Source organism: Variovorax atrisoli, assembly GCF_014195185.1.
GTDB classification, from domain to species: domain Bacteria; phylum Pseudomonadota; class Gammaproteobacteria; order Burkholderiales; family Burkholderiaceae_C; genus Variovorax; species Variovorax atrisoli.
This window is the reverse complement of the sequence record NZ_JACIBG010000002.1, coordinates 422,518-434,291: the sequence shown is the minus strand read 5'-3', so window position 1 is coordinate 434,291 and position 11,774 is coordinate 422,518. Positions and strand designations below refer to the sequence as shown.

The 11,774-nt window shown below is 68.5% G+C and carries 10 protein-coding genes; 7 read left to right on the top strand and 3 right to left on the bottom strand.

The genetic code is table 11. The features are described from left to right. Positions 1-33: 33 nt before the first annotated feature. On the bottom strand, positions 34-1,506 hold the full coding sequence (gene zwf, locus FHY06_RS08975) for a glucose-6-phosphate dehydrogenase (RefSeq protein WP_126182640.1): 1,473 nt from the start codon (positions 1,504-1,506) through the stop codon (positions 34-36). Positions 1,507-1,673: 167 nt separating this feature from the next. Between zwf and FHY06_RS08970 the strand changes: the two genes are divergently transcribed. Genes FHY06_RS08970 through FHY06_RS08955 form a run of 4 tightly spaced genes read left to right on the top strand, consistent with a single transcriptional unit; the run spans position 1,674 to position 6,711 of the window. Next, on the top strand, positions 1,674-2,690 hold the full coding sequence (locus tag FHY06_RS08970; RefSeq protein ID WP_019654480.1) for an ABC transporter substrate-binding protein: 1,017 nt from the start codon (positions 1,674-1,676) through the stop codon (positions 2,688-2,690). Then, on the top strand, positions 2,691-4,943 hold the full coding sequence (locus tag FHY06_RS08965; protein ID WP_132796830.1) for an ABC transporter permease: 2,253 nt from the start codon (positions 2,691-2,693) through the stop codon (positions 4,941-4,943). Between the two features lie 40 nt (positions 4,944-4,983). After that, positions 4,984-6,036: an ABC transporter ATP-binding protein gene (locus tag FHY06_RS08960; RefSeq protein ID WP_184604533.1), complete on the top strand. Its 1,053-nt coding sequence runs from the start codon at positions 4,984-4,986 to the stop codon at positions 6,034-6,036. Positions 6,037-6,048: 12 nt separating this feature from the next. Further along, on the top strand, positions 6,049-6,711 hold the full coding sequence (locus FHY06_RS08955; RefSeq protein ID WP_126182643.1) for an HAD family hydrolase: 663 nt from the start codon (positions 6,049-6,051) through the stop codon (positions 6,709-6,711). Here FHY06_RS08955 and FHY06_RS08950 read toward each other — a convergent pair. After that, complete coding sequence (locus FHY06_RS08950) at positions 6,657-7,319, bottom strand: lipocalin family protein (RefSeq protein ID WP_132796836.1); 663 nt, start codon at positions 7,317-7,319, stop codon at positions 6,657-6,659. The genes FHY06_RS08955 and FHY06_RS08950 overlap by 55 nt on opposite strands. 271 nt (positions 7,320-7,590) lie before the next feature. Between FHY06_RS08950 and tal the strand changes: the two genes are divergently transcribed. From tal to FHY06_RS08935, 3 genes are all read left to right on the top strand, one after another. Beyond that, the gene (gene tal, locus FHY06_RS08945) at positions 7,591-8,544 is read left to right on the top strand and encodes a transaldolase (protein ID WP_132752325.1); all 954 of its coding nucleotides are present in this window, start codon (positions 7,591-7,593) and stop codon (positions 8,542-8,544) included. A gap of 2 nt (positions 8,545-8,546) precedes the next feature. Then, the gene (gene pgi, locus FHY06_RS08940) at positions 8,547-10,100 is read left to right on the top strand and encodes a glucose-6-phosphate isomerase (protein ID WP_184604530.1); all 1,554 of its coding nucleotides are present in this window, start codon (positions 8,547-8,549) and stop codon (positions 10,098-10,100) included. Positions 10,101-10,242: 142 nt separating this feature from the next. After that, positions 10,243-10,575, top strand: a complete 333-nt coding sequence (locus FHY06_RS08935) for a DUF805 domain-containing protein (RefSeq protein ID WP_019654473.1) — start codon at positions 10,243-10,245, stop codon at positions 10,573-10,575. Positions 10,576-10,646: 71 nt separating this feature from the next. Here FHY06_RS08935 and FHY06_RS08930 read toward each other — a convergent pair whose 3' ends face one another. After that, positions 10,647-11,714 (bottom strand): 4-hydroxythreonine-4-phosphate dehydrogenase PdxA, encoded by a 1,068-nt coding sequence (locus FHY06_RS08930; protein WP_184604528.1) that lies wholly within the window; start codon positions 11,712-11,714, stop codon positions 10,647-10,649. Between the last annotated feature and the right edge of the window lie 60 nt (positions 11,715-11,774).

Sequence of the window (11,774 nt, the reverse complement as noted above, 5' to 3'; positions counted from 1 at the left end):
CGGCCTGGGAGCGCGTGAGGCAGGGCGGAGGGCTTACTGCTCCTCGCCCCAGGAGAAGCCGTCGCGCGCGATCATCGCGCTCGATGCGCTCGGGCCCCAGGTGCCGGCCGCATAGGGGCGCGGGCCGCCGTCCGATTCCCAGCTCTCGAGCAGCGGCTCGACCCAGCGCCATGCCTCTTCCTGCTCGTCGCTGCGCACGAACAGGTTGAGGCGGCCGTCGATCACATCCAGCAGCAGCCGCTCGTAGGCGCCCACGCGCTCGGAGCCGAAGCGCTTGTCGAAGTCGAGGTCGAGCTGCACCGGCGCCAGCTGGGCGGCAGAGCTCTGGTTGCCGTTGCTGCGCTGGCGGTTGTCCTGCGCCTGCGCGAGCATGTGAAGCTCCAGCCCGTCCTTGGGCTGCAGGTTGATCACCAGCTTGTTGACGTTGCCGGCTGGCGCGCGGTAGATGGCGTGCGGCGTGGGCCGGAAGTTGACCTCGATGCGCGCGTCGCGCGAGGCCAGGCGCTTGCCGGTGCGGATGTAGAAGGGCACGCCGGCCCAGCGCCAGTTGGCGATCTCGGTGCGCAGCGCCACGAAGGTCTCGGTGCGGCTGTCGGGGTTCACGCCCGGCTCGTCGCGGTAGCCCTGCACCCGTTCGCCGTAGGCCGTGCCGGCCGTGTACTGGCCGCGCACCGCGTGCAGGCCCAGGCTCTCGGGCGTCCAGGGCTTCAGCGCACGCAGCACCTTGAGCTTCTCGTCGCGGATGGCGTCGGCGTGCGAGTTGATGGGCGGCTCCATGCCGATCGCGCACAGCAGCTGCAGCGCGTGGTTCTGCACCATGTCGCGCAGCGCCCCGGTCTGGTCGTAGAAGGCGCCGCGCTTTTCCACGCCCAGGTCTTCCGCGATGGTGATCTGGATGTTGGCGATGTGCTCGCGGCGCCAGATGGGCTCGAACAGCGCATTGCCGAAGCGCATGGCGAAGAGGTTCTGCACCGAGGGCTTGCCGAGGTAGTGGTCGATGCGGAAGACCTGCTTCTCCTCGAGCACCTTGCCCACGGCGGAATTGATGGCGCGGTTGGAGGCCAGGTCGTGGCCCAGGGGCTTCTCCAGCACGATGCGGGTGCGCGGGCCGTTCAGGCCGGCCGCGGCGATCTGCTCGACCACCTGGGTGAAGAGCGCCGGGGCGGTGGCCACGTACATCACGACCGTCTTGGCGTCGCGCTGCTTGAGCAGGTCGGCCAGGCGGGCGTAGTCGTCGGGCTTGGAGAGGTCCATGCGCAGGTAGTGCAGCATGGAGGCGAACTTCTTGAACTCCTCGGGCGAGGGCCGCTTGGCGCCTTCGACGGCGCTGAAGCGCGACTGGATCAGCTCCCGGTACTGGTCGTCCGACAGGTCGTCCCGCGCCACGCCGACGATGCGCCCGTCGGGAGGCAGGCTGCCGTGCCGGAAGGCCTGGAACAGCGCGGGCATCAGCTTGCGCCACGCGAGATCGCCAGTACCGCCGAACAGAACGAGATCGAAGCTCATGAGAAAACTTTCCTTCCTTGTCTGAATGCCTGGCCAGGCTGCCCTGGTCGCGAAAGCGAATTCGCCAGCCACGATGGTACTTGTACGGATTCGCCAAGCCTGTACTAAAGCTACGCTGTCCGATGGCCGCGAGGCCTTTTTTTATTGCTCAGAGGAAGAGAGACCCGATGAAGAAGAACAAGCTTCTTGCAATGGCAGCGCTGCTGGGCCTGTCGGCTGCGGCTTCGGCGCAGACCGTCAACGTGATCTGCTCGGTGCAGGCCGAATGGTGCAGCGTGATCTCGACGGTATACGCCCGCACCACCGGCGTGCGCATCAACATGGCGCTCAAGGGCTCGGGCGAGGCCCTGGCCCAGCTGATCGCCGAAAAGGACAACCCCAAGACCGACGTCTGGTTCGGCGGCACCGGCGACCCGCACCTGCAGGCGGCCGAGCAGGGCCTCACGCTCGAATACAAGTCGCCCACGCTGCCTCAGCTGCACCCCTGGGCACAGCAGCAGGCCAAGCAGTCTGGCTACAAGACGGTGGGCATCTACTCGGGCCCGCTGGGCTTCGGCTACAACCCCGAGCTGCTGGCCAAGAAAAAGCTGCCCGTGCCCAAGACCTGGGCCGACCTGCTCAAGCCCGAATACAAGGGCGACATCCAGGTGGCCAATCCGGCCTCCAGCGGCACGGCCTACACCATGATCGCCACGCTGGTGCAGCTCATGGGCGAGGACAAGGCCTTCGAATACCTCAAGGCCCTGCACAAGAACGTCGGCCAGTACACCCGCTCGGGCACCGGCCCGATCAAGGCGGTGGCGCGCGGCGAGACGGCCGTGTCGATCAGCTTCGTGCACGACGGCCCGGGCGAGAAGATGCAGGGCTTCCCGGTCGAGACCATCACCCCGAGCGACGGCACCGGCGCCGAGATCGGCTCCATGAGCATCGTCAAGGGTGCGCGCAACCTCGACGCGGCCAAGAAGTTCTATGAATGGGCCCTGACGCCCGCCGCGCAGGAGCTGGGCGCCGCCAACAAGCAGTTCCAGCTGCCGAGCAACGTGAACGCCAAGCTCGATCCGCGCATTCCCGACTTCAAGAAGATCAAGTTCATCAACTACGACTACGCCAAGTACGGCGCCAGCGCGGAGCGGCGCCGGCTGATCGCGCGCTGGGAGAAAGACGTCAACTCGCTGCCCCGGTAAGTGGAAGCGCGTGCTATCGAAGGCGCGCCGGTCAACCCGGCGTCGCTCGCGGCGGCCCGGCGCTCGCAGCGCTGGGTCTGGGCGTGGGTCGTGCTGGGCCTTGCGGGCTACCTGCTGCTGCCCTGGTATGCGATCCAGGATTCGACCTGGTACGAGGCCGTTCCGCAGGTTTTCAGCCAGGCGGAAGGTGCCAACGGCCTGATGCAGGCGGCCACGCAGGGCCGCAGCTGGCTCTTCGTGGGCCTGGCCGGCCTGCTGCTGTGCGCGGTGGGCGCGTGGCTTCCGCCGGGCAGGGCGCAGGGGCGCTGGCTGCTGGCCGGAGGCCTGATCGGCGCGCTCGGGCTTGCGGCGACCGGCTTCACCATCGGCGCGCGCGGCTGGAGCGTGGCCGCGCTCAACGCGCAGTTCGGCGAGCTGGCGGTCAACCAGTTCGGCATCGGCGCGGGCGGCTTCGTGGCGCTCACCGCGCTGGTGCTGCTGGCAGCCTTCGGCATCGCGCGGCTGGGGCTTTTCAAGGGCGACCTGTTCGTGTCCGCCGCGGTGGTCGGCTGCGGCGTGCTGATGGCGCTGTTCATCGCCTACCCGGTGAGCAAGGCGCTGTCGGGCGCGTTCTTCAACGAAGACGGACAGTGGTCGATCGCCGCCTTCGTCGCCCGCGTGTTCACCGAGCGCATCTGGGGGCTGGGCTGTCTCGCAGGCGGCGTGCGCTGCGGCGTGGCCTGGAACACGCTGGTGCTGGCGCTGCTCACGGCGGCGGGCACCACCTTCCTCGGCACGCTGATGGCGCTGATGGCCGAGCGCGGCAGCAAGCGCGGGCAGGGCGCGCTGCGGGTGCTGGCGCTGCTGCCGATCATCACGCCGCCCTTCGTGGTGGGGCTGGGGCTGATCCTGCTCTTCGGCCGTGCGGGCATCGTCAACCAGGTGCTGGAGAGCGTGTTCGGCATCGAGCCCACGCGCTGGTTCTACGGCATGCCCGGCGTGCTGGTGGCGCAGCTCTTCGCCTTCACGCCCATCGCCTTCATGATCATGCGCGGCGTGGTGCAGGGCATCGCGCCCAGCCTGGAGGAGGCCGCGCAGATGCTGCGCGCCGACCGGCGCCGGGCCTTCTTCACCATCACGCTGCCGCTCCTGAAGCCGGGGCTGGCCAACGCCTTCCTGGTGGGCTTCATCGAGAGCATCGCCGACTTCGGCAACCCGGTGGTGGTGGGCGGGCAGTTCTCGGTGCTGTCGACCGACATCTTCTTCGCCATCGTCGGCGCGCAGTACGACCAGGGCCGCGCGGCCTCGCTGGCCTGGGTGCTCACGCTGTTCGCTCTCGGCGTGTTCGCGCTGCAGCGCGGCCTGCTCGGCAAGCAGAACTACACCACCGTCAGCGGCAAGGGTGACGCCGGCATCCCGATGGCGCTGCCCGACGGCGTGCGCCGGACCATCCTCTGCATCGCCTTGCCCTGGATCGCCTTCACCGCGGTGGTCTACCTGTTCGCCTTCGCGGGCGGCTTCGTGCAGACCTGGGGCCGCGACTACACCTTCACGCTCAACCACTTCAAGACGGCGTTCTCGCTCGAATGGGGACAGTTCGGTCTGGTGTGGGCCGGCACGGCGTGGAACTCGCTGCTCACCACGCTCAAGCTGGCGGGCATCTCGGCGCCCATCACCGCGGCGCTGGGCCTGCTCATCGCGTGGCTGCTGGCGCGCAACGAGTTCAGGGGGCAGGGCCTGTTCGAGTTCGGCGCGCTGCTGGCGTTCGCCATACCGGGCACCGTGCTCGGCGTGAGCTACATCCTGGCCTTCAACGTGCCGCCCTTCGAGCTCACGGGCACGGGGCTCATCATCGTGCTGTGCTTCATGTTCCGGAACCTGCCGGTGGGCGTGCGCGCCGGCACGGCGGCCTTCAAGCAGCTCGACCGCTCGCTCGACGAAGCCTCGCTGATGCTGCGCGCCTCCACCTCGCAGACGCTCTTCAGGGTGGTGCTGCCGCTGCTGAAGCCCGCCCTGGTGGCCGCGCTGGTCTACAGCTTCGTGCGCGCGATGACGACGGTGAGCGCGGTGATCTTCCTGGTCACCGCGGAAAACGAGCTGGCCACCACCTACATCATCGGCCGCGTGGGCAACGGCGACTACGGCATCGCGCTGGCGTACTGCACGGTGCTGATGATCCTGATGTCGCTGGCCATCGCGCTGGTCCAGTGGGTGGTCGGCGAGCGCAGGCTGGGGCGGCGCGGGGCGGGCTCGGCCGTGGTGGTGGCGCAATGAAATTCGGACTTCCGCGTCCGGCAATCGGAAACTCTGACTCATGAGCAACGGCATCGAATTCCGCAACGTCACCAAGCGCTACGGCAGCGACAAGAACGCGCCGCTGGCCGTCAAGGGCATCAGCTTCGAAGTGCCGGAGGGCACGCTCACCACCATCCTCGGCCCCTCGGGCTGCGGCAAGACGACCACCCTGCGCATGATCGCGGGGCTCGAGTCGCCGACCTCGGGATCGATCCTGATGGGCGGGCGCGACGTCACCACGCTGGGGCCGGCCGAGCGCAACGTGAGCATGATGTTCCAGAGCTACGCCCTGTTCCCGCACATGAACGTGATCGAGAACGTGGCCTACGGGCTGCGCATGAGCGGCGTGAAGAAGGAGGAGGCCGCGGCGCGGGCGCGCGAGGCCCTGCGCGGCGTGGGCCTGGTCGGCTTCGACGAGCGGCTGCCCAGCGAGCTGTCTGGCGGCCAGCAGCAGCGGGTGGCGCTGGCGCGTGCGCTGGTGCTGGAGCCCGCGGTGCTGCTCTTCGACGAGCCGCTGTCGAACCTCGACGCCCGGCTGCGCCGCGAGATGCGCGAGGAGATCCGCGCGCTGCAGCAGCGGCTGAGGCTCACGGTGGCCTACGTCACGCACGACCAGAGCGAGGCGCTGGCGGTGAGCGACCAGATCATCGTGATGGACCATGGCGTGATCGCCCAGCGCGGCACGCCCGAGCAGCTCTACGGCCGTCCCGAGAGCGAATTCGTCGCCGGCTTCATGGGCGAGGCGATGGTGTTCCCGGCGGTGGCCGGGGCCGACGGCAGCGTGGCGCTGGGTCCTCTGCGCCTGCAGCCGCGCTACGCGGTGGCGCCCGGCACGGTGAAGGTGGCGGTACGGCCGGAGGCCTGGCGGATCGGCGGCGCCGAGGCCACGGGCGGCCTGCCCGCCACGCTGCGCAAGTCGGCCTACCTCGGCAGCTTCTACGAATACGGCTTCGACACCAGTCTGGGGCCGGTCTTCGTGGTGTCGACCGACCTGTCCAGCCCGCTGGCGGCCGGCGCCCAGGCCACCCTGTCACTGGGAGCCCATGGCGTGAGCGTGGTGCCCGGCGCATGAAACAATGGGGCCATGAACGTGGTTTTCGACCTGGGCGCCGTGCTGTTCGCATGGGAGCCCACCCGGCTGGTACAGGCCCATCTCGCCCCACACGCGCCCACTGAAGCCGCCGCGGCGGCCATGGGCCGCGCGCTCTTCCATCACGACGACTGGACCAGCTTCGACTGCGGCACCCGCACGCTGGCCGATTCCATCGCCCGCATGTCGGCACGGCTGGGGCTCCCGCCCGAACCGTTGTTTGCGATGCTCGACGGGCTGGGCGAGCGGCTGGAGCCCATCGGCGTCACCGTCGAGATGCTCGAGCAGCTGATCGCCCACCGCGAGGCGGGGCAGCCGCTGCGGCTGTACTACCTGTCGAACATGCCCTCGCCCTATGCCCGCGCCATCGAGCGCCGGCATGCCTTCATGGGACGTTTCGACGGAGGCGTGTTCTCGGGCGACGTGAAGTTCCTCAAGCCCGAGCGCGAGATCTACGAACTGCTGGCGATGCGCTACGCGCTCGATCCCGAGCAGACCGTCTTCATCGACGACTCGGCTGCCAACGTGGAAGCAGCGCGCGCCTTCGGCTGGCACGCCATCCACTGCACCTCGCCGGCCATGCTGCCCTCGCAGCTGCAGCGTTACCTGCCGGTCAGCGTCACCTTGCCGGTGTCGAACCCCAGGCTGCGGGCGTAGTCCAGCTCGGCCTGCAGTACCGCGTCGTCCAGGCGCGGTGCGCGCGAGAGCACCCACAGGTACTCGCGGTCGGGCGTGCCGACCAGCGAGACCTGGTAGTCGCGGTCCAGCTTCAGGATCCAGTAGTCGCCCCAGACCATCGGCAGCCAGCTCAGCCAGGCGGGGGCGAAGCGCACCTCGAGGCGGCCGGCGCCGGGCTGGCCCGCTACCGGAACCACGCGGGCGGTGCCCACGGCCTCGTCGAAGTTGCCGTCTTCCCGTACGCAGCGGTTGACCACGCGCACCGTGCCGTCGGGCTGGGGCGTGTACTCGGCGCTCACCGGGCCCGCGCATTGCTTCTGGAAGCGATTCGGCAGCCGGGCCTGCTCGTGCCAGACACCCGCATAACGCTCCAGGTCGACCGGCGCCACCACCTGCAGCGGCGCGCGCATCAGCGGTGCGCCGTCCGCGGGGCCTGCGAGCTGGGCACGCGCCGTGCGTGCGGCGCCCAGAGCGAACCACGTGGCCACCCCGCCCACGACGAAGGCCGTGGCCATCGCGCCGATCGCGTTGCTGGTGCGGCGGTCGTCGAAGGGCCTGACGTTGGCGGGAGGTCGGCGAGTGGTCATGAGGGCTCCTGAAGGGGAAAGACTTTGCGTCTGCTGAAGACATTCGCAGTACGGCAAAGCCTAGCCGCAGGCCGGGTGCCGGGCCGTCAGCCGCGGACCACAGGCGCTGTAGGGCGCCAAGGGGAGAAGAAACCGGAGAAGAAACCGACAACCCCACTCGGCTCAGGCCGATGGAGCCATGCGGAAACCCGTGCTACGGTGCGCATGAAAACATCGGCCGGCGCGCAATTGCGTGCAGGTCTCGTCACAACCGGCACAGGATAATGATTTCATGAACCAACTCGATGCACTCCGCCAGTGGACCACCGTCGTCGCAGACACCGGTGACTTCAAACAGCTCAGCATTTCCAAGCCGCAGGATGCGACCACCAATCCGTCGCTGATCCTCAAGGCCGTGCAGAAACCCGAGTACCGGCCCCTGCTCGACGCCGCCGTGAAAAAGCATTCCGGCAAGCCGCTCGACGAAGTCATCGACCGCCTGCTGGTGAGCTTCGGCACCGAGATCCTCTCCATCATTCCGGGCCGCGTCTCCACCGAGGTCGACGCCCGCCTGTCCTTCGACACGGCAGCGACCATCGCACGCGGCGAGCGCATCGTGGCCCTCTACAAGGCCGAAGGCATCGACACCGAGAAGCGCCTGCTCATCAAGGTGGCCTCCACCTGGGAAGGCATCGAGGCCGCGCGCCAGCTGGAGCGCAAGGGCATCCGCACCAACCTGACGCTGCTGTTCTCCTTCGCGCAGGCCGTGGCCTGCGGCGCGGCGGGCGTGCAGCTGATCTCGCCCTTCGTGGGCCGCATCTACGACTGGTACAAGAAGTCCGCCGGCTCCAGCTGGGACGAGGCCGCGAACGCGGGCGCCAACGACCCCGGCGTGAAGTCGGTCCGCCAGATCTACGCGTACTACAAGCAGCACGGCATCAAGACCGAAGTGATGGGCGCGAGCTTCCGCAACGTCGGCCAGATCAAGGCGCTGGCCGGCTGCGACCTGCTGACCATCAGCCCCGAGCTGCTGGCCGAGCTGGCCGCGAGCAACGAGCCGCTGCAGCGCGCGCTCGACCCCAAGTCCACCGGCGCCGACGTCGCCAAGGTCAGCTACGACGAGGCGGGCTTCCGATTCGCGCTGAACGAAGACGCCATGGCCACCGAGAAGCTGGCCGAAGGCATCCGCGCCTTCGCGGCCGACGCCGTGAAGCTCGAGAAGCTCATGCAGGAAAGCGGCGCTTGAAGATGGCCATGACCCTTCGCTGCGACCGCGCGCCCGCCTGGGCGCAATTGCAGGCCGGCTTCGACACCGCGGGCAGGCAGTTCGACCTGCGCCATGCCTTCGTGGATGACGCCGGCCGCTTCGCGCGCTTCAGCCAGGAGGCGCCCCACGTCTTCGCCGACCTGTCGAAGAACCTGATCGACGCGCGCACCGAGGAGCTGCTCTTCAAGCTGGCCCGCGAATGCGGCCTGGAGGCGCACCGCGACGCCATGTTCGCCGGCGAGCACATCAACAACACCGAAGACCGCGCCGTGCTGCACACGCTGCTGCGCGCGCCGGCCGATGCGCCCACGGGCCCCAAGACGGCCAGCGAGCTGCGCGAGGTGCACGCCACGCTCGACGCGATGCTGGCCTATGCGGAGAAGGTGCGCGCCGACCACACGATCACCGACGTGGTCAACATCGGCATCGGCGGCTCCGACCTCGGCCCGCAGATGGCGGTGCTGGCGCTGGCCGAATTCGCCGCGCCGGGCAAGCGCTTCCACTTCGTCTCGAACGTCGACGGCCACGAGCTGGCCGGCGTGCTGAAGGGGCTGGCGCCGGAGCACACGCTGTTCCTCATCGCCTCGAAGACCTTCACCACCGCCGAGACGATGACCAACGCGCAGTCGGCCAAGCGCTGGTACGAGCAATCGGGCGGCACCGACATCTCGGGCCACTTCGCCGCGCTCACCACCAACGTGGAAGCCGCGAAGAAGTTCGGCATCGACACCACCTTCGGCTTCTGGGACTGGGTGGGCGGGCGCTATTCGCTGTGGTCGGCCATCGGGCTGCCGATCGCGCTGGCCATCGGTGCAGACGGCTTCCGCAGGCTGCTCGCCGGCGCGCATGCGATGGACGAGCACTTCCGCACCGCACCGCTGGAGCGCAACCTGCCGGTGCGCCTCGGGCTGCTCGATGTCTGGTACCGCAACTTCCACAAGTTCACGAGCCGCAGCATCGCGCCGTACCACAGCGCCCTGAAGCGCCTGCCGGCCTATCTGCAGCAGCTCGAGATGGAAAGCAACGGCAAGCAGGTGGACGCCGATGGCAAGCCGCTGGCCTTCGGCACCTCGCCGGTGCTGTGGGGCGAGCCCGGCACCAACGGCCAGCATGCCTACTTCCAGATGCTGCACCAGGGCACCGACGTGACGCCGCTGGAGTTCGTGGCGGTGCGCGATGCCTCGCACGACCTCGAAGGCCATCATCCGAAGCTGCTGGCCAACGCGCTCGCACAGGCCCAGGCGCTGATGGTGGGCAAGCTCGACGAGGGCGGCCACAGGAACTTCCCCGGAAACCGGCCGAGCAGCTTCTTCGTGTTCGAGAAGCTCACGCCCGAGGCGCTGGGTGCATTCCTCGCCATGTACGAGCACCGCGTGTTCACCAGCGGCGCGCTGTGGGGCATCAACAGCTTCGACCAGTGGGGCGTGGAGCTCGGCAAGGTGCTCGCCAAGGACATCGAACCGCGCCTCGCTTCGGGCGACATCACGGGGCTCGATGCCTCCACCGCGGGCCTGCTGGAGCGGCTGCGAAGCTGATCAGACGCCTGTGGCAAAGGCTTTTCGGAGCCTTTTGTTTTAAGCCGGGCTATGGCTTACGGCTGTATTTGCCGTTGAAAGACGCGTCTATATGATGGCCCGGGGAAATTTCCCTGGGACCAACACAAAGAGGAGTCGATCAATGGATTTTCAAACAGCGGTCAAGACATGTCTGAGCAAGTACGCGGACTTCAGCGGGCGTGCATCGCGCTCGGAGTTCTGGTGGTTCGTGCTCGCGCAGCTGGTCGTTCTCATCGTGGCCAGCCTGATCCATCGCTTCGTGTACGGCATCGCGGCACTCGGGCTGCTGCTGCCGGCGCTGGCCGTCGGCGCGCGCCGCCTGCACGACATCGGCAAGACCGGCTGGCTGCTGCTGCTGGCCCTCATTCCGCTCGTCAATCTCGTGCTGATCTACTTCTACGTGCAGCCGACGCAGCCGGAGTCCAACGCCTACGGCGAACCGCCGGCAGCCTGAGCCTTTTTCAAGCCACCAATGAAGGGCCGCGCAGCGGCCCTTTTTCTTTGGTGTGCGGCCTGCGCGATGCCTCAGGCCGTGGCTGCCGACGGTGCCTGCGTCCGCACGGGCGCGCCGGCCGCCATGCGCACGCACAGGTCGAAGGCCTGCTGCAGCCCCTCGATCTTCGCGATGCCCTTGCCCGCGATGTCGAAGGCGCTGCCGCTGGCCGAGGTCGCGACCGGCACCGGCAGGCCGCCGTGCAGCGTCACGCCCTGCTCGAAGCCCATGAGCTTCATCGCGATCTGGCCCTGGTCGTGGTACATCGACACCACCGCATCGACATCGCCGCGCCGCGCGCCGATGAACACCGTGTCGGGCGAGAAGGGGCCGCGCGCATCGAGGCCCTCGGCGCGCAGCCGTTCGATGGCGGGCGCGATGATCTCGATCTCCTCCATGCCGATGGAGCCGCCGTCGCCCGCGTGCGGATTGAGCCCCGTCACCGCGATGCGCGGCTGCGCCACGCCTGCGCGCTGCAGGGCATTGGCGATGATCTTCACCGCGTCGCTCACGCCCTGCACCGTGATGTGGCTGGCCACGTCCTTCAGCGGAATGTGCGAGGTCACGCGCGAAGTCCACAGCGAACCCGTGAGGTTGAATTCGCAGACGAAGCCTTCCACCGCGAAGCGCTCCTGCATGTAGCGCAGCTCGTCCTCGTGCACCAGGCCGCCCAGGCGCAGCGAATGCTTGTTGAGCGGCGCGAAGAGGATGCCCTCGGCCTGCCCGCGCCGAACCGCCAGCGTGGCCAGTTCCAGCGCCTCGAACGAGGCCCGGCCCGAGTGTTCGTTCGACTCGCCCAGCACCGGCTCGCGGCCCTCCATCCAGTCCCTTGCGAGCAGGGTGGGGCGGCCGTCCTCGAAGCGCACTGCGTCGAGGCTGTCCACCCGCAGCGGGTTCAGCCTGTCGCCCGCGATGCGCTCGCCGGACGCGAGCACGGCCGGGTCGGCGATCAGCAGCACGCGCGCAGCGTCGAGGTTGCGCTGCCGCGCGAGCAGCTTCACCGCCATCTCGGGGCCGATGCCGCTCGGGTCGCCGAGCAGCACGGCGATGCGGGGCTTGGCGGAAGTCACGCCTGGAGTCTGGGAGGAGGAAAGGGACATGGTGTCGGTCGGATGCGGTTGAAGGGGAAGGGCAGGGGGAAGGAGTGAAAGAGAGTCCGG